The organism is Streptomyces argenteolus (assembly GCF_042902585.1).
Lineage (GTDB): Bacteria > Actinomycetota > Actinomycetes > Streptomycetales > Streptomycetaceae > Streptomyces > Streptomyces argenteolus.
In genome coordinates this window covers 1,195,056-1,218,084 of record NZ_JBIBEG010000001.1, presented here as the reverse complement: position 1 = coordinate 1,218,084, position 23,029 = coordinate 1,195,056, and the positions used below count along the sequence as shown (strand labels likewise).

22 protein-coding genes are annotated in these 23,029 nt (G+C 73.1%); 13 read left to right on the top strand and 9 right to left on the bottom strand.

Going from position 1 to position 23,029, the window contains the following annotated elements:
* The first annotated feature begins 128 nt into the window (after positions 1–128).
* Positions 129–1,511, top strand: a complete 1,383-nt coding sequence (locus ACFY8O_RS05480) for a transcriptional regulator (protein ID WP_387899042.1) — start codon at positions 129–131, stop codon at positions 1,509–1,511.
* Positions 1,512–1,656: 145 nt separating this feature from the next.
* Positions 1,657–3,114: a hypothetical protein gene (locus ACFY8O_RS05475; RefSeq protein ID WP_387899040.1), complete on the top strand. Its 1,458-nt coding sequence runs from the start codon at positions 1,657–1,659 to the stop codon at positions 3,112–3,114.
* Between the two features lie 50 nt (positions 3,115–3,164).
* Here the strand turns inward: ACFY8O_RS05475 and ACFY8O_RS05470 are convergent, their stop codons facing one another.
* On the bottom strand, positions 3,165–4,433 hold the full coding sequence (locus tag ACFY8O_RS05470; protein ID WP_387899605.1) for an ABC transporter substrate-binding protein: 1,269 nt from the start codon (positions 4,431–4,433) through the stop codon (positions 3,165–3,167).
* Between the two features lie 174 nt (positions 4,434–4,607).
* Here ACFY8O_RS05470 and ACFY8O_RS05465 point away from each other — a divergent pair, with 174 nt between their 5' ends.
* Together ACFY8O_RS05465 and purU are read left to right on the top strand one after the other, a co-directional pair.
* Positions 4,608–5,054 (top strand): SCO4402 family protein, encoded by a 447-nt coding sequence (locus tag ACFY8O_RS05465; RefSeq protein ID WP_145804260.1) that lies wholly within the window; start codon positions 4,608–4,610, stop codon positions 5,052–5,054.
* A gap of 28 nt (positions 5,055–5,082) precedes the next feature.
* A complete protein-coding gene (gene purU, locus ACFY8O_RS05460) occupies positions 5,083–5,982 on the top strand; it encodes a formyltetrahydrofolate deformylase (RefSeq protein ID WP_145804259.1) in 900 nt (299 codons plus the stop codon).
* 18 nt (positions 5,983–6,000) lie between these two features.
* On the opposite strand, the gene ACFY8O_RS05455 is transcribed toward purU, so the two are convergent.
* Positions 6,001–7,239, bottom strand: a complete 1,239-nt coding sequence (locus ACFY8O_RS05455; RefSeq protein ID WP_387899037.1) for a zf-HC2 domain-containing protein — start codon at positions 7,237–7,239, stop codon at positions 6,001–6,003.
* Positions 7,236–7,838: an RNA polymerase sigma factor gene (locus ACFY8O_RS05450; RefSeq protein ID WP_387899035.1), complete on the bottom strand. Its 603-nt coding sequence runs from the start codon at positions 7,836–7,838 to the stop codon at positions 7,236–7,238. Before ACFY8O_RS05450 ends, ACFY8O_RS05455 begins: the two co-directional genes overlap by 4 nt.
* 285 nt (positions 7,839–8,123) lie before the next feature.
* Here ACFY8O_RS05450 and ACFY8O_RS05445 point away from each other — a divergent pair, with 285 nt between their 5' ends.
* The 3 genes from ACFY8O_RS05445 to ACFY8O_RS05435 all read left to right on the top strand — a co-directional run bounded on the left by ACFY8O_RS05445 (position 8,124) and on the right by ACFY8O_RS05435 (position 10,216).
* Positions 8,124–8,498, top strand: coding sequence for an STAS domain-containing protein (locus tag ACFY8O_RS05445; protein ID WP_145804252.1), 375 nt, complete (start codon positions 8,124–8,126; stop codon positions 8,496–8,498).
* Positions 8,499–8,580: 82 nt separating this feature from the next.
* A complete protein-coding gene (locus ACFY8O_RS05440) occupies positions 8,581–9,117 on the top strand; it encodes an EF-hand domain-containing protein (protein ID WP_387899032.1) in 537 nt (178 codons plus the stop codon).
* Between the two features lie 646 nt (positions 9,118–9,763).
* Complete coding sequence (locus ACFY8O_RS05435) at positions 9,764–10,216, top strand: ATP-binding protein (protein WP_145804248.1); 453 nt, start codon at positions 9,764–9,766, stop codon at positions 10,214–10,216.
* Positions 10,217–10,252: 36 nt separating this feature from the next.
* Here the strand turns inward: ACFY8O_RS05435 and ACFY8O_RS05430 are convergent, their stop codons facing one another.
* Complete coding sequence (locus ACFY8O_RS05430) at positions 10,253–11,242, bottom strand: GlxA family transcriptional regulator (protein ID WP_387899029.1); 990 nt, start codon at positions 11,240–11,242, stop codon at positions 10,253–10,255.
* Between the two features lie 61 nt (positions 11,243–11,303).
* Here ACFY8O_RS05430 and ACFY8O_RS05425 point away from each other — a divergent pair, with 61 nt between their 5' ends.
* Together ACFY8O_RS05425 and ACFY8O_RS05420 are read left to right on the top strand one after the other, a co-directional pair.
* The gene (locus ACFY8O_RS05425; RefSeq protein ID WP_387899026.1) at positions 11,304–11,735 is read left to right on the top strand and encodes a ribosomal maturation YjgA family protein; all 432 of its coding nucleotides are present in this window, start codon (positions 11,304–11,306) and stop codon (positions 11,733–11,735) included.
* Positions 11,736–11,796: 61 nt separating this feature from the next.
* Positions 11,797–13,119, top strand: a complete 1,323-nt coding sequence (locus tag ACFY8O_RS05420; protein ID WP_387899024.1) for an MFS transporter — start codon at positions 11,797–11,799, stop codon at positions 13,117–13,119.
* A gap of 180 nt (positions 13,120–13,299) precedes the next feature.
* Here ACFY8O_RS05420 and ACFY8O_RS05415 read toward each other — a convergent pair whose 3' ends face one another.
* The 5 genes from ACFY8O_RS05415 to ACFY8O_RS05395 all read right to left on the bottom strand — a co-directional run bounded on the left by ACFY8O_RS05415 (position 13,300) and on the right by ACFY8O_RS05395 (position 17,613).
* Positions 13,300–14,484 carry a flavin-containing monooxygenase gene (locus ACFY8O_RS05415; protein WP_387899021.1) on the bottom strand — a complete coding sequence of 395 codons (1,185 nt, stop codon included), beginning with the start codon at positions 14,482–14,484 and terminating at the stop codon, positions 13,300–13,302.
* Positions 14,485–14,579: 95 nt separating this feature from the next.
* Positions 14,580–15,164, bottom strand: coding sequence for a PspA-associated protein PspAB (gene pspAB / locus ACFY8O_RS05410; protein WP_145804225.1), 585 nt, complete (start codon positions 15,162–15,164; stop codon positions 14,580–14,582).
* 11 nt (positions 15,165–15,175) lie between these two features.
* Positions 15,176–16,084, bottom strand: coding sequence for a zinc metalloprotease HtpX (gene htpX / locus ACFY8O_RS05405; RefSeq protein ID WP_387899019.1), 909 nt, complete (start codon positions 16,082–16,084; stop codon positions 15,176–15,178).
* 70 nt (positions 16,085–16,154) lie between these two features.
* Positions 16,155–16,820, bottom strand: coding sequence for a pyridoxine/pyridoxamine 5'-phosphate oxidase (locus ACFY8O_RS05400; RefSeq protein ID WP_387899017.1), 666 nt, complete (start codon positions 16,818–16,820; stop codon positions 16,155–16,157).
* A gap of 145 nt (positions 16,821–16,965) precedes the next feature.
* Entirely contained in the window at positions 16,966–17,613 is a 648-nt protein-coding gene (locus ACFY8O_RS05395) for a TetR family transcriptional regulator (protein WP_145804219.1), read from the bottom strand.
* 424 nt (positions 17,614–18,037) lie between these two features.
* Here ACFY8O_RS05395 and ACFY8O_RS05390 point away from each other — a divergent pair, with 424 nt between their 5' ends.
* The 4 genes from ACFY8O_RS05390 (at position 18,038) to ACFY8O_RS05375 (ending at position 22,931) form a co-directional block, all read left to right on the top strand.
* Entirely contained in the window at positions 18,038–18,841 is an 804-nt protein-coding gene (locus tag ACFY8O_RS05390) for a VOC family protein (RefSeq protein ID WP_387899013.1), read from the top strand.
* A 194-nt stretch (positions 18,842–19,035) separates the two neighbouring features.
* Positions 19,036–21,390, top strand: a complete 2,355-nt coding sequence (locus ACFY8O_RS05385; protein ID WP_387899011.1) for a serine/threonine-protein kinase — start codon at positions 19,036–19,038, stop codon at positions 21,388–21,390.
* Positions 21,391–21,840: 450 nt separating this feature from the next.
* The gene (locus tag ACFY8O_RS05380; protein ID WP_387899008.1) at positions 21,841–22,005 is read left to right on the top strand and encodes a hypothetical protein; all 165 of its coding nucleotides are present in this window, start codon (positions 21,841–21,843) and stop codon (positions 22,003–22,005) included.
* Between the two features lie 389 nt (positions 22,006–22,394).
* Positions 22,395–22,931, top strand: coding sequence for a hypothetical protein (locus tag ACFY8O_RS05375; protein ID WP_387899602.1), 537 nt, complete (start codon positions 22,395–22,397; stop codon positions 22,929–22,931).
* Positions 22,932–23,029 lie beyond the last annotated feature (98 nt).

Sequence of the window (23,029 nt, the reverse complement as noted above, 5' to 3'; positions counted from 1 at the left end):
GGGGTAATCGTCCGCAGGACCGTGACGACTCGTCACCGCCCGTGCCCGGCGCAGACGAATATGCGCATTTCTCGTGCCGTGCCGGGCAGTGATGCCTCACCGAAATCACCGTGGTCCCAGGGGGAAACATGGCAGCCAGGCCTCTCGTCGCCCGTCAGCCGAACGAACGGCTCCAGACGCTCATCCAGGAGGCGGCGTGTTCCAACGCCGGCCTCGCACGCCGGGTGAACATGGTCGGCGCGGAGCGGGGACTGGACCTCCGCTACGACAAGACGTCCGTGGCGCGCTGGCTGCGGGGCCAGCAACCGCGTGGCAGGGCCCCGGGAATCATCGCCGAGGCGATCGGCCGCAAGCTCGGCCGTACGGTCACGATCGACGAGATCGGCATGGCCAACGGCAAGAGCCTCGCGTCCGGCGTCGGGCTCCAGTTCGCGCCGACCGTGATCGGGGCGATCGAGCAGGTCTGTGAGCTGTGGCGCAGCGACGTGGGCCGCCGTGACCTGCTGTCCGGGTCCGCGGTCGCCGCCTCCGCGCTGGTGGAGCCCAGCCGTGACTGGCTGATCACCGGTGCAGACCCGCAGGTGGCGCGGGCGGCCGGGAGCCGGGTCGGCATGCCCGACGTGGAGGCGGTGCGGGCGATGACGGCCGCGCTCGTCGACCTGGACCACCGCTTCGGCAGTGGGCACGTGCGTCCCGTCCTGGTGCACTACCTCAACAGCGTGGTGTCCGGGCTGCTTTCGGGGGCGTACCGCGAATCGGTGGGACGGGAGCTGTTCGGCGCCGTGGCCCGGCTCACCGAACTCGCCGGCTACATGGCCGTGGACACCGGACAGCCGGGGCTGGCCCAGCGGTACTACATCCAGGCGCTGCGGCTGGCCCAGGCCGCCGGCGACCGGGCGTACGGGGGCTATGTGCTCGCCGCCTCGATGAGTCACCTCGCCGCGCAGCTCGGCAACCCCCGGGAGATCGCCCAGCTGGCGCGGGCGGCCCAGGAGGGTGCCCGGGGCCGGGTCACCCCCCGCGCGGAGGCGATGTTCCACGCCGCGGAGGCGCGCGGCCACGCGCTGATGGGCGACGCCCGCACCTGCCAGGCCGCCGCGGGCCGGGCGCTGGCCGCCCTGGAACAGGCCGACCCGGACACCGGCGACGACCCCGCCTGGATCACGCACTTCGACGCGGGTTACCTCGCGGACGAACTGGCGCACTGCCACCGCGACCTGGGCCAGGCCGAGCCCGCCGCACGCCGCGCGAAGGAGGCCCTGTCCGCCCTCCCGGAGTCCCGCGCCAGGCGCCGCGGCATCGGACTCGTCCTGCTGGCCTCGGCGCAGGTGCAGCAGCGCGAGGTGGAGCAGGCCTGCCACACGGGGCTGCGGGCGCTGGAACTGCTGGGCACGGTCCGCTCCAGCCGGGGCGCGGAGTACCTCGACGACCTCCAGCAGCGGCTGGAGCCGTTCGGGAACGAGCCGGTGGTACGGGAGTTCGGTGCCAGGCTGGAACTCCAGGCCGCCTGACCGGGGGACGCGGGGGCCGCCGGGGGCCGTGCCGGGCGGCTCGCCGTGTGGAGGGGTGGTGAGGGGACTTGGGCGCTTGGCGCCGGACGCGGACCACCCGGTAGCGTGAGCCGACGATTCCATAGGTTGACACGTAGGAGTCCCGGTGACGCAGAGCGGACAGGGTGACGAGCGGCAGCTTCCCGCCGTACGGCCCGCGCACGAAGGTGTCGTGCTGCCCGCGGAGGGTGGCGCTCCCTGGCCCGTGGCCGGGCAGCCGGACCAGGCCGTCCCCGCGGGCGGGCAGCCGTGGGGCCAGCCCTGGGGGCCCCAGGCCGCGCCGCAGGACGGCCAGGCACCGGGGCAGCTGCCACCGGAGCAGCACCAACCGGGCGCCTACGCCCCGCAGCAGGGGCAGTACCAGCCCCCGCAGCAGCCGTACGCCCCGCAACAGGACCCGTACCAGCGGGACCCGTACCAGCAGCCCTACGCCCAGCCCCTGCCGCCCGAGGCCGCACCCGGCACCGGTCACGCCGGGGGACCGGGCGCGGGCCTCGGCGGGGACGCGGACGCCACGCAGTACATCGCGCCGCTGCCCGGCGGCCCGCTGCCCGGCGGGCTGCCGCCCGAGCGCCAGGCCGAGTCCACCCAGTACCTGGGGCAGTCCGCCGCGCCCGGGCAGCCGTCCGACAGCGACGCGACCCAGTACATACCCCCGGTGCCCGGCGGTGCTCCGTACGGAATCCGGCCGGGGGCCCCGGGCGACCGGCAGCCGCCCGCCGAGTTCGACAGCCTCTTCCGCAGCGACGAGCCCGCGGGCGCCACGCAGCAGATGCCCCGCTTCGACCAGGGTCACCAGCAGCCGCAGCAGCGGCCCTACCAGGCGCAGCAGCCGCAGGCCGCCCAGCCGTACCAGCCCGGGCCGCAGAACCTCTCCGGCGGGCACGGGGGGCACGGCGGCGGAGAGCCGGACCAGGCCGGGGGCGCTCCGCGCAGACGGTCCGCGCACATCCCGCTGATCGCCGCGGTCGTCATCGGCTGCGCCGTCATCGGGCTCGGCGCGGGCGCGTTGATGAGCGGCGGCGAGGAAAGCCCCTCGGACGACAAGCAGCCGGTGGCCTCGCAGAGTTCCCCTGCGGCCGAGTCCGCCGCACCCGAGGCCGACCCCGCGAAGCCGCAGGCGGAGGCGCTGGACAAGCTCCTCGCCGACAGCAACGACAGCCGCGCCGCGGTCATCAGCGCCGTCGAGAAGATCAAGGGCTGCCGGGCGCTCGACCAGGCGGCGACCGACCTGACGGGCGCCGCCACACAGCGCCGCAGCCTGGTCACCCGGCTGGAGGAGCTGTCCGTCGACCAGCTCCCCGCCCACGCCCAGCTGAAGGACTCGCTCACCAAGGCCTGGCAGGCGTCCGCGGAGGCCGACGAGCACTACGCCGCGTGGGCCGGGCAGGCAAAGAACGACAAGAAGGTCTGCAAGGGCGGCAGTGCCCGGTCGACGGGTGAGACGGCCAAGGCCGAGCAGTCCAGCAGCGATGCCACCATCGAGAAGCGCAAGGCCTCGGGGCTGTGGAACTCCATCGCGCGGAAGTACGACCTGACCGAGCGCGCTCCCACGCAGCTCTGAAGGCGACGGCCTCCGGCCCCGAGACCACGGGGGCGGAGGCCGGTGGGGCGTCAGCTGTGCGGATCGGCGCCCACGAGGGTCTCCGTGACGTCCACGAAACCCTTCTTCGCCGAGGTGAGACGGCCTTCGCGGACCACCTGGAACGTCACCCGCGCGTTGACGATCCTCCCGTACGGCGACGTGCCGACCATGTCCTGGAAGCGCCACCGCAGGACGGGTGTGAGCCCGCCGGTGTCCACCTCGGCGCCGCGGTTGAGGCTGACCGAGATGCCTCCGGCCGTGATCGAGGTCTCGTCCATCGCCTCGACGACCGCCTTGAGGACGGTGTAGGCGATCCAGGTCGTCTGCACCCCCGGGTCCTCGGGATCGATCCGGTTGTCCCCGAAGGCGTACGTGTCGATCACCTGGCGCATCTCGTCCCAGGCGGCGTCCCCGGGGGCCGGGTACCAGCCGGTCACCAAGGCCCCCTCGAAGGGGCTGTTCGGCCCTCCCGAGCGGTCGATGAGGCCCTGGCCGACGCTGCCCAGCACGGACGAGATCCGCACCGGGCTGCCCTGCGGCTCCAGTCGGCGGAACGAGTCGAAGAACGTGCCGGTGCCCTTCCCCAGCACCGCGGTCACACATCCGTCGCCCGCCTGGTCGAGGGCCTTGGCCGCCTGGGTGTCGTACGACGTGGCCTCTTCCGGGGCGCTGATGTCGTAGGACACGGGGCGGTCGCTGCGGCTGAGGCTCGTGTCGATCAGCCCGGGCATGGTGTCCCCGACCAGGGTGTCGGGCCGGACGAGCGAGACCCGCTCGCACGTGGCGGCCAGCTGCTCCCCGTTGCCCGCGACGAGTGCGGGCTGCCCGCCGTTGACGGGGTAGGACAGATAGCTGGTGAACTCGTCGGCGGAAGCGCCGTACCCGCCGATGTACGGGATGCCCGCGGCCTCCAGCGGGGCCAGGAACGCCCGGCCGTGCCGGCTGTACGAGCCGACCACCGCCGCCACGTCATTGTCGGCCGCCCGCCGCGCGCAGGCGGAGGCCCCGGCCGCGGTGTCCTGCTCGTTGCAGGTGAGCACCCGCAGCTCGTGGCCGTCGATCCCGCCCTGCTCGTTGATCCAGCGGGCATAGGTTCTCGCCATGGCCGCCATGCCCGCCATGTTCACCGAGTCGGCCCCGGTGGTGTCCGGAGCCCAGGTCATCACGGTGACCGGCTCCCTTGAGCCTCCCGACGCCCCGGGGACGACGCCACAGCCGGATATGAGGAGCGCTCCGGCCGCCGTGGAGGTGAGGAGTCTGCAGGGGCGGGAGGAGGTGAGGCGTCGCCATCCGGTCATGGTCATGAACTTTTGCGCCTCACGGGTAACGCCGCAGTGTGCGGTGGTCAACGCTCGGTGACGTGAAGGTGAATTACGGGGGGCCGTGCACGGCTCCCCGAGGGGAACGTACGATCGACAACCGTGCAGCAAGGTTCGGAGAACACTTCCCGTCGCGGCCGTCGCTCCTCCACCATGGGCGGCATGCCGCTCAACGACATGCCGTGGTGGCGCTGGCGCAGCAACGTGCGCTCGGCGCTGCACATGCTCTCCGACCCCGTCTTCCACCACGAGTGCTGGCTGGCCGGCCGGGAGGGGTACGGCGACGTCACCGACGCCGTGTACCGCCTGGTCGAGGACACCTGGCTCGACAACTGGTCCGCCGAGAAGTACGTGGGCACGATCTTCCGCGACTCGGCGGAGGCCGCCCTGGTGGACGTCGCCGCCCTGCGGGTGCTGCGCATCATGCACCAGATAGGCGCGGACGCCCCCGTCTCCGCGTACCTGGAGCACCCGGGCTGGAACGAGGCGGTCGTGGCCGCCCGTGAGGCCCATGTGATGCTCGCCACCAACGACGGGGAGGACCCGGACACCCCGCCCCGGTCGCTGGACGTGCTCCGCATCATGACCAGATCGGCGTGACGCGCGGGCGGTGTGGCACCCTACGGGAATGACCGCGCCGCAGCCCGCCGAATCCGTATCCGCTGCCTCGGACGCCACCGCCGAGCAGTACGTCCTCACCCTCTCGTGCCCCGACAAGCAGGGCATCGTGCACGCCGTGTCGAGCTATCTCTTCATGACCGGCTGCAACATCGAGGACAGTCAGCAGTTCGGCGACCACGACACCGGTCTCTTCTTCATGCGCGTCCACTTCTCGGCGGACGCCACGGTGACCGTGGACAAGCTGCGGGCGAGCTTCGCCGCGATCGGCGACTCGTTCCGGATGGAGTGGCAGATCCACCGCGCGAGCGACCGGATGCGGATCGTGCTGATGGTGAGCAAGTTCGGCCACTGCCTCAACGACCTGCTGTTCCGCTCCCGCACCGGCGCGCTGCCGGTCGAGATCGTGGCCGTCGTCTCCAACCACACGGACTTCGCGGAGCTCGTCGCCTCGTACGGCGTCCCCTTCCGGCACATCCCCGTGACCAGGGACAACAAGCCGGAGGCCGAGGCACAGCTGCTGGAGCTGGTGCGCGGGGAGAACGTCGAGCTGGTGGTGCTGGCCCGCTACATGCAGGTCCTCTCGGACGATCTCTGCAAGCAGCTGAGCGGCCGGATCATCAACATCCACCACTCCTTCCTGCCGAGCTTCAAGGGCGCGAAGCCGTACCACCAGGCCCATGCCCGGGGCGTGAAGCTGATCGGCGCCACGGCGCACTACGTGACCGCCGACCTCGACGAGGGGCCGATCATCGAGCAGGAGGTCGAGCGCGTCGGGCACGGCGTCACGCCGGACCAGCTCGTCGCCGTCGGGCGCGACGTGGAGTGCCAGGCGCTGGCCCGCGCGGTGAAGTGGCACGCGGAGCGGCGCATCCTGCTCAACGGCCGCCGTACGGTCGTCTTCGCCTGAGCCGCGCGCCCGCCCGCCTCACAGCCGGCTGAGGGAGGCCGCGGCGCTCAGGACGTCGCGGATGGCCTCGCGGTCGCCCTCCTGGCCCGCCGCCGCCTCGACCGGCGACACGTGCCCGGCGACCAGCCGGCAGAACTCCACCCCGTCGAGGGCGACCTGCGCGACCGTGTGCGCGGGGGAGCCGAGCGCGGCCGGCGAGTCCAGCGCGATGTACCAGTCACCACCGCCGCGGCCCTCGACCTCCAGGTGCAGCGAGCGCCCCGGCCGGCCCGCCGTGACCAGGTGCCTGGCCGGGCCGGCGAGGCCCGCCCGGCGGCGTCCGGCGAGCGTGGCGGGCAGCAGCCGGGCGGCCAGGTCGATCATGTCGTGGAGATGGGCCGCGGCGGGCGGCTCGTAGGGATAGTCCACCGCGTCCGCGATGTCACCGCCGTGGATCCAGCACTCGAAGGCCCGCTCCAGGAGCGCGTCGTGGAGCGGCAGGGCGAAGCCGCCGTAGGGGACGGACAGGTCCGCGACACCACGGCCGGCGAAGGACACCGTGCGGACGAGCGTATGGCTCTGGTCACGCCACGGCACCCGGACGGCCCGGGTGGGCGGCCGGTGCGCGGACGCCCAGAGGGACTCGGTGCGCTCGGTCGGTGACACCGGTCTGTCGCCCTCGCCGAGCGGGTCGTCCAGGCCGAGCGCCGTGGACACCAGGCCGTCGACCGCCATCAGGTGGCCGATCACCCCGGCGACCGTCGTCTTGCGATTCACCTGCCGCTCGCCCTCGAACCACTTCAGCCGCACCGGGGCGTGCCACTCGGAGTCGCCTATGTCCCGCAGCAGGGCGTCGAGCCTGGCGGTCTCCGCGTCGTACGGAGCGGCCCAGGCGGGGACGGGGATGCGGGCCGGGCGGCGCCCGAGGCACCCCTCCAGGACGCGGGACCTGAGCATCGGGTCCAGGTCCAGGGTGCCGTCGGTGTGCAGCAGCCCCACGGCGTCGCGCAGTCGCAGCGCCTCGTCCGCGCAGGGAGCGCAGGAGGTGAGGTGCTCCTCGACCGCCGCGGTCTCCTCGGCGGAGCACGCGGCCAGGGCCCAGGCTCCGAGGAGCGAGGTGAGCACCCGGTGGGAGAACGGCGGACCCGGCGGCTCCCAGCCGCCGGGCTTCGCCTCGGGGAGCTTCTCGCAGTCGTCGGCGGCTGCCCGGGGGCCCGGTATGCGCCGTTCGACCGGGTGCTCGCCCTCGCGGGCGCCGTCGCCCTGGTCCTGGTTCACGGCGTCGGCCCGTATCCGGGAGGCGCGGAGTCCGCCGAGGGCCGGGTGCCGGCCGTGGAGAGCAGCTGCAGACCGAGCCGCAGCCGGCGCCTGGCCTCCTCGCCGGTGACGCCGAGGTCGGACGCGGCCTGGCGGTAGTCCCGGCGCTGGACGTACGCCAGCTCCAGGGCGGCGCGCAGCGGGGCGGGCATCGAGGCGACGATGTAGTCGGCGCGGGCGGCGGCGGTGGCCTTGAGCACCCGGTTCTCCAGCTCCTCGGCCCAGGCCCCGGCGTCCGTGTCCCCGGCCGTGTGCCCGGCCTCCTGGGTCTCGCCGTGGGCGCTGCGGAGCCGGCGCACGGACTCGCGGTGAGTGAGGCGTGCCACCCAGGAGCGCATCGAGCCGTGCTTGGGGTCGTAGGCGTCGGGGTTCTCCCAGACGTGGCCGAAGACCTCGCGGGTCACCTGGTCCGCGGCCTCCTCGTCGTCGAGCATCCGGTGGGCCTGGCTGTGCACCAGGGCGGCGAACCGGTCGTAGAGCTCGCCGAGGGCCGCCGCCTCGCCCCGCGCCAGCCGCTGCTGCATGCGGCGGTCCCAGCGCGGTGGTGCGTCCTTCGCCATCGAGCCCCCAGCCCTGTTCCCCTCGTCACGTCGAATGTAGTCGGCGGCATCGGCCGTGCACGTACCTTTGGGGCAAGTACGTCCCCCGAGTGGCGGCGAATGATAAGGAATGAACGACGCCTTGCCGTTTCCCGACCGGGTAAACGGTCCTCAGGCGATCATTTCTGGACGAATCATCTGCCGGCGATGCGTGGATCGTGTTTCGCGGGAGCTCACGGGGGCAGCCGCGAGGAGGAACGGTAACTTCCGGATCCTCCGGAGACCCCGGACGAGAGGCCGAGTCGCGTGACGCTGAAGGTGGACGAGACCCAGCAGGACGCGTGGACGGTGCTGCGCATCCACGGCGAGCTCGACCTCGTCAGTTCCCCCGTCGTGCGGCAGTCGGTCCACCGCGCGGTGGCCGCGGGCCGGCACGAGGTGGTCCTGGACCTCTCCGGTGTCCTCTTCTGCGACTCCAGCGGCGTCGGCGTCCTGATCGCCTCCCGCCGCCTCATGAAGTCCTGCGGGGGCAGTCTGCGGCTGATCCTTCCGGCTCGCGGCGCGGTGGACGGGTCGCACGTCAACAAGGTGCTCGGCGCCCTGGGGGTACGCCGGCTCTTCGACGTCTACCCCGACGCGGACGCCGCGACCGACGAGGAATCCACACCGCTCACGGCCTGACGCGCCGGGGCGGTGCGAGGTTGTGACGGCCCCGGTGGGAGTTGGTGACACGTGACCCCGCCCGGCCACGTACGCTCCCCGCATGGACAGCGCAGAGTACGAGCGCAAGATCGCTCACCGCTTCGCCGCCTTCGACCAGGACGGCAACGGCTACATCGACCGCGCCGATTTCAACGCCGCCGCGGCCCGTCTGCTCACGGAGTTCGGCACGACGGCCCGCTGCGACAGAGGCCAGGCGCTCTACACGGGCGCCGAGGCCTTCTGGCAGGGCATGGCGGGCATCGCGGACGTGGACGGGGACCAGCGCGTAACCCGGGAGGAGTTCGTCGGCGGGGCGGTGAAGCGGCTGCGGGACAGCCCGGAGCGCTTCGCGGAGATCGCGCGCCCCTTCCTGCGGGCGGCGCTCGCCGTCGCGGCCGGCGAGGACCCCGAAGGCGCCGCACCCGCCTCGGCCCCCGTCACCGCGGTCGAGCGCGCCCTGCGGGTCCTGGGGGCCGAGGACGACATCGCGAGCGTGGCGGCCAGAAGCCTGGACGCCGACCAGGACGGCCGGATCGCCGAGACGGACGCGGTCGCCGCCTTCTCCGCCTACTTCACCGTGATCGGACCCGACGCCTAGGACGGGCCGGCCGGGCGCGCCCCGCTCTCCGCCGGGCCGGGCGCGCACGGTGTGCGGCGGGACGCGAAGCCTTCCCGCCCCCGCACGGGCCGCGTCGCCCGCCACAACACGGCCAACGGCGCGAGCAGTTCGCTCCTCTCGGCGACCCGGCCCCCGGCGTTCGCGCGCCGGGGACCGGTCCCGGGTCACGGGAGGTGGCGGGGCCTCGGGGGGCGTACGGAAAGTGGAGCGTGGGTGACGCAGCGCATCCGGTGATCCGATGCGCCCCGGGCCCGGACCGTCACCGGGCGGAGTCGCGCCCTCCGGCTCGGGTACGCTCCGTGGGATGCGAGCGGTACTGGAACCGGAGGATCCGGCTGTGGCCCGAACGGGCGCCCCGGTCGGCGAACGGTGCGCTGCCCGAGGCCCACGGAGCTGCGCCGGACCCGCGGGGGACATGGTCCCCGAGCCGTCGACGCGCTTCTGTTCGACTCTCCGCAGCACGCGTCGCACAGTATGGACCACGCGTACTCCTTCGCGCTGGAATATGCCCGAAGCGCTTGTTGCGGTGACTGTACGTCAACCATGCTGTCTCGCAGGGGAGTCACGTTCCGTGACCCTGAGGAGGCGCGAGGCGATGTGTCCGCCGGTTCGGATGGTGTGAGCGGTGCAGGTGCTTCAGGTTCAGCTGGAGGTCGGGCCGGATCCCGCGGAGGTGGGACGGGCCCGCAGATGGGCGCGGTCGCGGCTGATCGGGTCCGGGATGGAGGACGACGAGCCGCTCGCGGAGACGCTGATCCTGCTGATCTCCGAGCTCGTCACCAACGCGGTGGTCCACACGGGCTGTCCGGCCGTGCTGCGGATGCTGTTCGGCGCCCAGGGTTCGGCGGGGACCGTCAGGGTCGAGGTGGCCGACACCAGCACCCGGCCGCCCCAGCCGCGTCACGCGGCGGGTGAGGACACCGGTGGCCGTGGGCTTGAGCTGGTCGACGGCCTGGCGGACCGCTGGGGCTGGCAGCCGGAGGGCGCCGGGAAGCGGATCTGGTGCGAGGTGGACCGAGGCGCCCCGGTCATGGTCCCGGTGATCCAGGAACAGCCCGGCGACCGGGCCCGCCTCTGAGGGGCGCCGCCCCTCCGGCGTGGGTCCGGCGTCCGGTCAGCGCCCCGCGACCTCGGAACGGAACGTCCGCCGGTAGACCGTGGGCGACACCCCCAGCGCGGCCTGCACGTGCTGTCGCAGGGAGGTGGCCGTGCCGAAGCCGGCGTCGCGTGCCACCTGGTCGATGGACAGGTCCGAGGACTCCAGCAGCTGCCGCGCCCGTTCCACCCGCTGCTGGGTCAGCCACTGGCCCGGGCTGACGCCGACCTCCTCGCGGAAGCGCCGGGTGAAGGTGCGTACGCTCATCGACTCCCGCCGGGCCAGGTCGCTCAGCGAGATCGGCTGCTCCAGCCGCCCCAGCGCCCAGGCCCGCGCCCCCGTCGTGGTGGCGGACCGCGGTTCGGGGAGGGGGCGCTGGATGTACTGGGCCTGGCCGCCGTCCCGGTGCGGGGGCACGACGGTGCGGCGCGCGACGTCGTTGGCGACGGCGGTGCCGTGGTCGCGCCGCACGATGTGCAGGCAGAGGTCGATCCCGGCGGCCACCCCGGCGGAGGTCAGCACGTCCCCGTCGTCGATGAACAGGACGTCCGGATCGACGCGGACCTGGGGGAAGAGCTGCTGGAAGTGGTCGGCGGAGGCCCAGTGCGTGGTGGCGGGGCGGCCGTCGAGATATCCGGCGGCGGCGAGGGCGTAACCACCCGTGCAGATGGCGACCATCCTCGTGCCGGGCCTGATGTACGCGAACGCGGCGGCCAGTTCGGTGGTGAGCCGTCCCTCCTCGTACATGGGTCCCAGTTCGTAGGAGGCCGGTACGACGACGGTGTCCGCGGTGGCCAGCGCCTCGGGGCCGTGCTCGACCATGATGCTGAAGTCGGCGTCGGTGCGGACCGGGCCCGGCGGGCGCAGGGAGCAGGTCACGATCTCGTACAACGGCTCGCCCTCGCCGGGCGGCTCCGCCTTCAGGGCACGGCCGAAGATCCTTTGCGGGATGCCCAGTTCGAAGGGGATCACCCCGTCGAGGGCGAGTACGGCGACGCGGTGGCGCATCTGGGCCCCTGCTCTCCCACGCGTTGGAGGTGACGGCTGCGGACTGATAAACGTACCGGCCATGAAGGACATGCCGCGTGCCCGTGCAGCCATTCCCCGCACCGCCGTCATCCGCGCGACGGCGGTGGCGGTGGGACTCGTGACCGTCGCGGCGGGCCTCGGGGTCCGCTCGGCGGCGAGCGGGGGCCCGGCGGCATATGTGGGCGACGCCCTGTACGCGACGCTGGTCCACATCCTCGTCACCGCCCTGGCACCCAAGGTCCGGCCCTCGGTGGCGGCGGGCATCGCCGTGGCCGTGAGCTGGGTGGTGGAGCTGGCCCAGCTGACCGGCGTACCGGCCGAGTTGTCGGCCCGGAGCACGGTGGCGCGGCTGGTGCTCGGCTCGACGTTCAACGCCCCCGACCTGTTCTGGTACGTGGTGGGGGCCTGCCTGGCCTGGGCCGTCCACAGCCTGCTGCTGTCCCGGAGCCCCCGGAGCGGGGCCCGGACCTGATGGCCCGATTCCTGCGAAGGGTGTCCTCCCAGCCGCTCGTGCGGGCACGGCCGCCGGCCCGATGCTGAGCGGCGTGACCCAGACAACCGACAGCGCGACCGTCGAGAGCGCGCCCCGCCGCCGCTCCCCCCGGCCGCGTATCCACCGCGCCTGGATCGTCGCGGCCGTCACCTTCGTGACGATCATCGGCGGCGCCGCCTTCAACTCGCTCCCCGGCCTCCTCATCGACCCCCTCCACACCGAGTTCGGCTGGTCGCGCGGCGAGATCGGACTCGCCGTCTCCATCGACATGGCGCTCTACGGCCTCACCGCGCCGTTCGCCGCCGCGCTGATGGACCGCTTCGGCATCCGCCGGGTGGTGGTCGTCGCGCTCAGCGCGGTGGCCGCCGGGGCGCTGGCCAGCGTCTGGATGACGGCGTCCTGGCAACTGATGCTCTACTGGGGCCTCCTCGTCGGCCTGGGCACCGGCTCGATGGCCATGGCCTTCTCCGCGACCGTCACCCACCGCTGGTTCGTGGCCCGGCGGGGCCTGGTGACCGGCATCCTGACCGCGGCGGGCGCCTCAGGGCAGCTGGTCTTCCTCCCCCTGTGCGCCTGGATCGTCGACGAGCACGGCTGGCGCCCTGCCTCCGTGACGGTCGCGCTGGCCGCGCTCGTCGTCGTCCCCTTCGTGTGGCTCCTGATGCGCGACCACCCCGCCGACGTCGGCCTCGCCCCCTACGGCGGTGCGTACGCGGAGAAGCCGCCGCCCGCGACGGGCGCCGCGACCCGCGCCGTGCGCGTCCTGGTCGACGCGGCCCGCACCGGACCGTTCTGGCTGCTGGCGGGGTCGTTCGCGATCTGCGGCGCGTCCACCAACGGGCTGATCCGCACCCACTTCGTGCCCTCGGCGCACGACCACGGCATGCAGATCACCGCCGCCGCCTCGCTGCTGGCCGTCATCGGGATCTTCGACGTCATCGGGACGATCTTCAGCGGCTGGCTCACCGACCGCTTCGACGCCCGCCGGCTGCTCGCCGTCTACTACGCGCTGCGCGGTGTCTCGCTGCTGTTCCTGCCGATGCTGATGGCGCCGACGGTGCACCCGCCGATGGTCTTCTTCATCGTCTTCTACGGCCTGGACTGGGTCGCCACCGTGCCGCCCACCCTCGCCCTCTGCCGTGAGCAGTACGGCGAGGACAGCGCCATCGTCTTCGGCTGGGTCCTGGCCTCGCACCAGGTTGGCGCGGCCCTGGTCGCCTTCCTCGGGGGCGTGGCCCGTGACGTGACGGGCTCCTACGACCTGGTCTGGTACGCCTCCGGCGCCCTGTGCGCGACAGCTGCCCTGATGGCCCTGGTGATCCGCCGCACACGGGAGCCCTCGGACGCGCTGCCGGCCCGCTGACGGCCGCCGGGCCAGGACCGGCCACGGTGACGGGCCATCAGGGTTGGACGGACGTCCTGCCCGGTGGCGGGCCGGACGTCCGGCGGCACGGAGGAACGGCCCGAGCCGTACGTGCTGTGGGGTGACCCGGACGCCGGTGACGTCCGGGCCCTCGTCAGGGCAGCTCCCTGACTCCTGCGGTCAGTGCCTGGCCAGCCGTCCCGCGATCCTGCGGGCGTCCAGGGCGATCTCACGCAGCATGCCGCTGATGGGATTGGTGAAGCCGGTGAAGTAGAGGCCCGGGGCGCTGTCGGGCGTGCGGGCGCCGTGCACCACGGGGCGCCCTCCCGGGCCCAGTACGCCGAGATGGCCGACCAGCGGTTCCAGCGCGCGTTCGTAGCCCGTGGCCGCGATCACCACCTCCGGGGTGAGCCGGGTGCCGTCCGCCAGGACCACGGCGTCACCGTCGAAGGACTCGACCGCGGCGACGGGGACCACTGTGCCGCCGCGCACCGCGTCGATCAGACCCACGTCCTGGATCGGGACGGCACCTTCCTTGACCCTGCTGTACAGACCGGTGTCCGGCCTGGGCAGGCCGTGGGCCGACAGGTCGGGCACGGCGACACGGCTCAGCAGGCGCGCGGCGGCGTCGACGAGCCGCACCGGCAGCCTGCGGACGAGGACGGCGGTCCCCTGCGCGGGCCAGCCCGCCGTCGAACGGCGCACGATGTGCGGGGTCGTGCGGACCGCGATCCGCACCCGGGAGGCACCCCCCTCGACCAGGTCGACGGCGATCTCCGCCCCCGTGTTGCCGATGCCGACGACCAGGACGTCCTTGCCCGCGTACGGCTCCGGGGCCCGGTACTCCGCGGCGTGCAGCAGCTCACCGGTGAAGCCCTCGCGGCCGGGCCACGCCGGTATCCGCGGGGTGTGGTTGAAGCCGGTGGCCACCACGACCGCGCGCCCGGTGAGCACCCGCCCGCCGGTCGCGCTCAGCTGCCAGCCGTCACCGTCCGGCGCCCGGTCGATCCGGGACACCTCGACGCCCGTCACGACCTCCAGCTCGTGATGGACGGCGTACTTCTCCAGGTAGCGGACCATGTCCGCGCGCGCGACCCAGCGCCCGAAGCGGCGCGGCATGCGCAGTCCCGGCAGAGCGGACCAGCGGCGGGTGGTGTGCAGGTGCAGCCGGTCGTAGTGGCGGCGCCAGGACGCGCCGACGTGCTCGGACTTCTCCAGCACCACCGCCCTCACCCCCTGCTCCCGCAGGGCTGCCGCGGCGGCGAGACCGCCCGGGCCACCGCCGATCACATAGACCGGCCTGCCGTCGGTCCGGTCGATGGAGGCGGGGAGGGGGGCACCGGAGGCGGAGGTGGGTTCGGGCATGCTTCGGAGCGTAATAGGACATGGACATGATGGGTCCCGGTTCGGGTGGGAATCGGTTGCGAAATGATCACGGGCGCCCGCCGTGGAGGACGGCCTCAGAGACCGGGCGCGCCCCACACCGGGAACCAGCGCGAGAGGTCCCCCTCCAGCCGCAGGTCGTCACCGAGCACCGCGCGGACCTGGAGCTCCAGCTCGTTGTCGCGCTTCTCCCCGCCGCCCGGGGCCGGGGCGAACGGGTAGAAGGTGCCGCGCTTGTAGAGGTAGACCAGCGCCAGCGGACGCCCCTGCGGGTCACGGAAGCCGATCATCGAGCAGAGCAGATGAGGGCCGAACCCGCCGTCCCGCAGCAGGGTGTTGACCGCGTGCAGGTCGTTCACCAGCGCGGCCGTGTCGTCCGGCTCCTGCCGGGAGAGCAGCCAGGTGTAGCCGTAGCTGTCCCGGCTGAACTCCACCGGGATCCCGCCCCGTGCCGTGTCCGCGTCGAGCAACTCCCGCACGTCCTGCCGGACACGGGCGAACGCGCCGCCCTCCACCCCGGCGAAGCACACCGAACCGAGCCCGGTCGGGGCGAAACCCGTCCCCGCCTGGAGGGTCAGCGCGGCGGAGGGCACGGCGAACAGCTGGTCGAGGTCGGGGCGGACCGGCCGGGCGCGGCCCAGAATGCTGTCGAGCAGGCCCACGGGGGAGCTCCTCACGGACGGGACAGACCGGCGGAGATGCGCGCCAGCTGGTCCAGTCGTTGTTCGAGGGTCGGGTGCGAGGAGAGCAGCCGTCCCAGGCTCTCCTTGGCGGCGAAGGCGGGTACGAAGTAGAAGGCGTTGTACGGCTCGGCCTTGCGCAGGTCCTCCGTGGGGATCCGGGCCATCTGCCCGCTCACCTTGGTCAGGGCCGAGGCGAGCGCCGACGGACGGCCGGTGAGCAGGGCGGCCGTGCGGTCGGCCGAGAGCTCGCGGTAGCGGGAGAGCAGCCGGGTCAGCAGGAAGCTCAGGGCGTAGACGACCGCGCTGATCAGCGGGATCAGCATGAGGACGACGCCCGCCGGGTCGTTGCCCCGGCTGCGGGCGAAGCCGCCCCACAGGGCGACCCGGGTGACGATCCCGGCGAGGACGCCCAGGAACGACGCGATGGTCATCACGGCGACGTCGCGGTGCGCGACGTGCGACATCTCGTGGGCCAGGACGCCTTCGAGCTCCTCGGGCTCCAGCCTGCGCAGCAGCCCGGTCGTGGCGCACACCAGGGCGGTCCGCTCGCTGCGCCCCGTCGCGAAGGCGTTCGGTACGTCGCTCCGCGCGACGGCCACCCGGGGCTTGGGCATGTCGGCGAGGGCGCAGATGCGGTCGATCGCGCCGTGCAGCTCGGGCGCCTCCTGCGGGGTGACCTCGCGGGCGCCCATCCCGTACGCGGCGATGCGGTCGCTGAACCAGAACTGCGCGACGAACAGAGCGCCCGTGGCGGCCAGGATCAGCGGCCACGCACCGCGCAGGACGGCGAGGAGCACGCCCACCAGGACGACGTACAGCAGCCCGATGAAGAACATGGTGCTCACCATGCGGGTGGTCAGGCCGCGGTCCGGGGCGTAGCGGGAGCGGGCTCGTGCCATGGGGGCCTCCAGCGGTTCCTCTGCCTCCCATGATGCTCCTCTGCCATGAAAACGGGATGAAAGGTGCGTTTCAGGGCCAGAGCAGCTCCCGGACCCAGCGGTCCCCCTCGCGGCGGTAGCGCAGCCGCACGTGCCTGCGCCGGGCGTCGCCCTGGAAGAACTCGACCTCGCGCGGCTCGACCACGTACAGCGTCCAGGTCTCCGCCTCCGCGTCCGGCTCGGCCGCCGCGCGCTCCCAGGCCGCCTCGGAGGCGCGCACCAGGTCCTCGTACGTGGGCAGCACCTCGCTCTGCGACCCGGTCAGCGCGGAGGCCAGGGCGCCGGTGGACCGGGCCCGCAGATCCGCCCGGCTCTCCTCGCGGCTCGCGGGGGCGACCGGGCCGCGCACCCGCACCTGGCGGCCCTGGGCGGGCCAGTAGAAGCCGAGGGCCGCGTACGGCCGGGCGGCGAGCTGTCTGCCCTTCGCGCTGGTCGCGTGCGTGGCGAAGTGCCAGCCGCGCCCGTCCGCGTCGTGCATCATCAGCGTCCGCACGTCGGGCCGGCCCTCCGGGTCCACCGTCGCCAGGGTCATCGTGTGCGGCTCGGTCTGGCCCGCGGCCACCGCCTCCGCGAACCAGGCGTGGAAGAGGGGGAGGGGATCGGCGGGGACGGAGGACGGGTCGAGGCGGGGGAGGGGCACGTCCCAGACGCGCTGGGCGTGGAGCAGTTCCCTGAAGGACTTCTGTGCATCGCTCATGGCCCCATTCCACCGCCTCACGCCAGGTGCGGAAAGCGCCGACGGCGGACCACAGGGGTGGCCCGCCGTCGGTGAGACAGGACGCGGGGAACCGCGGAGGACCGCGGTGCCCGGCTGGATGCGGAGGAGTCGGTGCTGTCGGGGCCTACCTGACCGGCTTCTTGCCGGTGATGCCCAGGTGGACCAGGAGGGCGAGGTTCGGGCGGAGTTCGGCCTGCTTGACGCCCCAGGTCGTGAAGCCCTTCTGGTGCGAGGCGACCCCCGCCATCATCACGACCAGGGAGCCGGCCACCGCGGCGGGGCTGACGTCCTTGTCCACCCTGCCCTTGGCCTGGAGCTCCTTGACCGACTCCGTCAGGGAACCGGTCACCGAGTTCAGGACCTTCATGCGGATCTTGTAGAACCGCTTGTCGCCCTCGGCCGCGCCGAGGTCGACGACGCGGAGGATCGCGTCGTGACGCCGCCAGAAGTCGAGGAATCCCTCGACGAGTTCTTCGGAGCTCTGCCAGCCGGCCTTGCCGACCCAGGAACGGCCGCTGACCAGTTCGGTCAGTCCGGCACCTTCCTTGGCCATTTCCTCGGCGAGTTCGAGAACGGCGCCCTCGACATCGGGGAAGTACTGGTAGAAAGTCGCGGGTGAAGTCCCGGCCTTCCGGGCGACGTCGATGACTTTGACGTCCCGGTACGGCGAGGAGCTGAGCATCTCGCTGAGGCAGTCGAGCAGCTTCTGCCGCGTCGCCTGACCTCGCCGACCAGCCACGCGGCCGTCGACGGTGCGTACTTGTCCTGTCATGCCGTCAGCTTACCGAGGGGTGATCCGAGCGCGATTTGGCCGACTGCAAATGGGGAACGGCCCAGTGCGTACGCGGCGAACAGCGCATTTCCCGGTGAGGTGGAAGCCGCATTTCCGCGGGCGCAAAGCCTTTTCGCATTGCGCTGCCCGAGCGCGCCGGGGTGCCCCGGAGTGATCGTGTTATCAACAGCCTGTGGATAACTTCGGTGGACAACCGTCGTCCACGCGGACCGCCGTATCTTCACGATCCGGGCAAACGTTCTATTTGACCTCCCCGGGGCGCGCCGAGCCGCCCTCGACGCTACGTTGAGTGTGACGGGCGTCACCGCCTGCCTCGCCATGGTCACCAGTGAATCCACAGCCCTCCCGTGGCGAGGGCACCGCGACCGCAGCGCGCCCTCACCGCGACGGAAGGACCCGGGTCATGGCCGTATTCGCGCAGTCCGCGCCGTGCTGGGTGGATGTCCAGCTCTCCGATCTGGAGGCCGGCAAGCGCTTCTACGGCGGTCTGTTCGGGTGGACGTTCCGCGCGGGCGACGGGATGCCCTTCGCCGACGCGTACAGCGACGGCGCCCTCGTGGCCGCGCTCGCCGCCAAGCAGGACGGCCGCATGCCCACGACCTGGGGCGTCTACTTCTCCACCGACGACATCCTCGCCACCGTCGCCCGGATCCGGGAGGCGGGCGGACAGGTGATCACCGAGCCGGTGCGGGCCGAACGGGCCGGTGTCCTCGCGCAGGCGGCCGACCCGGGCGGTGCGGTCTTCGGCCTCTGGCAGGCCGGCGACCGGCCCGGCTTCGAGAAGCAGAACGCGCCGGGCGCCTTCTGCTGGACCGAGGTCTACACCCGGCAGCCCGCGCGGGTGGACGCGTTCTACGAGGCCGTCTTCGGCTTCCAGGGGACCGACATCGAGCTGCCCGGGTCACCGGACGGCACGCGGGAGCCGGAGGCGTTCCGTGTGTGGTCACCCGCCGGGACCGAGCCGGGGGAGGACACCGCGATCGGGGGCAGGGCCGTCCTCACGGACGCCTTCCCCGAGATGCTGCCCAGTTACTTCCTCACCTACTTCGCGGTCGCCGACTGCGTCCGCACCGCCGAGACCGCCGTGCGCCTCGGTGGCCGGATCACGGCCCCGCCCCTGGACATCCCGTACGGGCGGATGGCCGTCCTCCAGGACGACCAGGGTGCGGCTTTCGCCGTGCTCCAGCCGACCGAGCTGCGCGCGTAGCCGGCCGGAAGGTGTCCTGAAAGGGGTGGAGTGCCACAAGACACCCGGATCTGCCCCCGGGTTCGCAACCGGGCCCCGCGCCAGGAAGAATCAGGGTGCGCACCGCCAGGTGGTGCCCAGTGGTGAGACGCTGCACAGGGCGGGATTTCGCGGACTTCTGTTTCCTGGGGTCCGTACGGGGAGGTGGCAGGCAAGTGGAGCAGCTGACGCAGCATGACCCGAGGCGGATCGGCCCGTTCGAGGTGCTGGGACGGCTCGGGGCCGGCGGCATGGGGCTGGTCTATCTCGCGCGGTCGGCGTCGGGCCGGCGGGTGGCGATCAAGACGGTTCGCACGGAACTGGCCGAGGACCAGCTGTTCCGGGTCCGCTTCACGCGCGAGGTGGAGGCCGCACGCGCGGTCAGCGGCTTCTACACGGCCGCCGTGGTGGACGCCGACCCCCGGGCCGCCGTGCCCTGGCTGGCCACCGCCTACGTCCCGGCCCCCTCGCTCGAGGAGATAGTGAGTGAGTGCGGGCCGATGCCGACGCAGGCCGTGCGCTGGCTGGCCGCCGGGATCGCCGAGGCCCTCCAGTCGATCCACGGCGCCGGTCTCGTCCACCGTGACCTGAAGCCCTCCAACGTCCTCGTGGTCGAGGACGGGCCGCGGGTGATCGACTTCGGTATCGCGTCCGGGGTCTCCAACACCCGGCTGACCATGACGAACGTCGCGGTGGGCACGCCCGCGTACATGTCCCCGGAGCAGGCCCGCGACTCGCGCAGTGTGACCGGCGCCAGCGACGTCTTCTCGCTCGGCTCCACCCTGGTCTTCGCGGCCACCGGTCACGCGCCCTTCCACGGGGCCAACCCGGTCGAGACGGTGTTCATGCTGCTGCGCGAGGGCCCGGACACCGAGGGGCTGCCCGACGACCTGCGCCCGCTCATAGAGTCCTGCATGCAGATGGACGCTGCCCGGCGGCCGAGCCCGGCGGACCTGCAGGCCCAGCTGGCCCCGCACCTGTTCGCCTCCGGCAGCGACGACAGCGGCACGGCGTCCGCCTGGCTGCCCGCCGCCGCGACCGCGATGATCGAGCAGCGCCGGGGCGGTGGCCGTACCGTCACCGTCGCGCCCGCCCCGGTGGTCGTGCCGCCGCCCCCGTCCCGGCCGCCGCGGCCCGCCGCCGACCAGGACGGCGCGTGGCCCGGCGGGGAGGTGCGGACCGCCCCCGCGCCCGTCCCCGACGGCGGCCCCGTGCGGCTGGCGGGTGCCAAGGTGCCGATCGGCCCCGGACCGCGTCCCGTGGACGTGAGGGGGCCCGCCGCCGCGCACGCCGACCCTGCCACCGGCTGGGTGCGCCCGCCCGGCGGACAGGCCGGCACCGTCGCGCCCACCGCTCCGGTCCCCGCCCCCGCGCAGGCCCCGGACACCGCCCCCGAGCGCTGGCGGCCCTGGCGCTTCCGCATGTCGAACGACGTGTGGGGCACGCCCGTCGTGGTCGGCGACCTGCTCTACGTGACGTCCTTCGAGGTCCACGCGCTGGACGTGGGCAACGGCAGACGGCAGTTCAAGACCCGCGACGTCGCCTGGTCGATGACCGTCGACGGCGGGCGCATCCACGCCTCGGACGGCCCCTCGCTGTACGCGCTGGACGCGGCGACCGGCGCCGAGCGGTGGCGGCTCGGCACCGACGCCTGGGTGTACGCCCTCAAGGCCGACCGGGGGACGGTCCTGACGGCGACGCGAGGCGGCGGCGTGCAGGCGTGGGAGGCGTCCAGCGGCGAGAAGCTGTGGGCGACCACCGGGGTCCAGACGGACTTCGAGACGCCGGAGGCGGGGCCCGTCATCCACGAGGGCACGGTCTACCTGTGGCAGGACGCCCGGTTGCGCGCAGTGGACGCGAGGACCGGTGCCGAGCGGTGGTCGTACCCCGTCGGCGACGCGGCCTCCTGCGGCGGGGTCCCGGTCCGGGTCGCCCCGGCCCCCGACGGCTTCGTGTACGTCTCCGCGGGCACCCGCGTGCTGGCCGTGGACACGGCCTCGGGCCGGGTGCGCTGGCACTTCGAGTCGCCGGCGGTCTTCCTCTCCCCGCCCGCCTTCGCGCCCGGGCCCGCGGTCACCGGCGGCGGGGTCTACCTCGCGGACTACCTCGGCACCGTGTACGCCCTGGACGCCTCGACCGGCAAGGACCGCTGGCGGATCGCGACGGAGGCCCGGCAGTCCGTCGAGCCCGTGCTGGTGACGGCGGGCAACGTACACGTCGGCAGCGGCAGCGCGCTGTACACCCTGGACGCGGTGACCGGCACGCCCAAGTGGCGCTTCGCGGCCGGCGGCGACGTGATCGGCACTCCGGTGGTCGCGGACGGCCGGGTCCACTTCGGATCGGCGGACCACGTGCTGTACACGCTGGACGCGGCGGGCGGCCAGCTCCGCTGGAAGCTCGCCACCGGTGGCGAGATCACCGGCTCCCCGGTGGCGGAGGCGGGCGTGGTGTACGCCTGCAGCAAGGACCGCTGCGTGTACGCCCTGGACGCCCTGAAGGGCACGGGGAGGGGCAGCAGGGCGCGGGCCTGACCCTCCCGGGCCCGGCCCGGCGGCGTGGCTGCGCCCTCACCCCTCAGGGATGGGGCGGGTGGTAGCGGTCCTGGCCCTCGTCCCGCGGGGGGGTGAGGGCCGTCGTCCTGCACGGGGTACTGGGCGGTGTCCTCGTCCTGGGGGGCCGCGCGGTGACGGCCCGGCCCCGTGTACGGACGCGCCTCCGGCTCCGGGCCGGGAGACGTCTGCGCGGCCGGACCGGGCTCCTGCGTGGGCGGCCAGGTGTCCGGACGGTCGTCCGGCGGCACGGGATACGGCTCGGCACCTCGGTCCCCCCGTCGCGCCCGCTGCCTCCCCGACATCAGCAGCGCGCCGAGCAGCAGCAGGACCCCGCCCGCCAGCGCCTGCGCCACGCCCCAGCGGAGCCCGGAACCGTCGCCGACCGTCAGGCTGCCCACGGCCTGCCCCAGCCGGACCATCCACAGCACCGTGAAGCCGAGCACGATCAGGCCGGCCAGGGCCACCACCCAGCGGGAGCGGAGCACCACTCCGACGAGCGTGACCAGGGCGGCCAACAGGAACGGCAGCAGGATCGAGCCCATCACGGACGACGAGACCTGCGTGATGCCGGTGAACGGGTCCTGGACGCGGTAGTCCCTGCCCGGACGGGTGTTGTACCAGCTGTGGAAGGGGCTCTGCACGGCCGCCGCGGCGCCTACGAGAGCGACGACGGAGCCGAGGACATTGCGGATCATCGACAGCCTCCCGGGCCATGGCGCACGGCTGTGCGCACCGCTCCCCGGAACGACGCTACGCCTGGCCGATCTGTCCTGCCATCGGAGGCCGTGGCCAGGCCGGAGGCCGCCCGGACACCGGCGCGCGGAGGCCCGGAGGGCAGCGGCGCCGGGCCGGGCGGAGGTCATGACAGGACCGTGACAGGGCCATGACGCAACCATGGGCGAGGATCCGGAATGCTGTGCGTCAGGGTGTCGCGCGGCCGTGCGGCGGCCGAGGAGACCGACGACGACGAGGGGGCTGCAACGATGGTGCGGCGACAGATGAGGTTCGCGGCGGTGCTGGTCGTGGTGGTGCTCGCGCTCACCGGATTCTCGACGTCCAGCCACGGCGGCAAGAGCGGGAAGAGCCGCAGCAGTGGCTCCAGCAGCGGCGGGGGCTGCTCGAACTCCAAGAAGAGCAACGGCGGTTACCACGACTACGACGACGACGACTACGACAGCTCGTCGGGTTCCTCGGGTTCCTCGGGCAGCTCGTCGAACTCGACGCCCAGCCCCACGGCCTCCGACGCCCCGGAGATCCGCGTCATCCGCTGCGCCCAGCCCAGGAAGGGCAAGCGCAAGGCGGTGACCTCGTCCACGATCGAGATCCGCTCGACCGGATACGGCACGCGGACGTACGACGTGGACGTGACGTTCGTGGACGCGAAGGGCCTGACGGTCGACACGGGCGAGGCCACGGTCGAACTCGACCACGACGAGACCCGCACCCTGAGCGTGACGATGGACAGCCCGCGCTTGGTCTCCCGCGTGAAGCGCTGCCTGGTCACGGCGGAGCCGATGTGACGAAGCCGCCCGGCTCGGTGCCGGGCGGCTCGATCGGTACGCGCGCACGCAGTGGCCGCGACGGCTCCCCCTCCGCGCCGCCGCGGCCACTCCCCGTG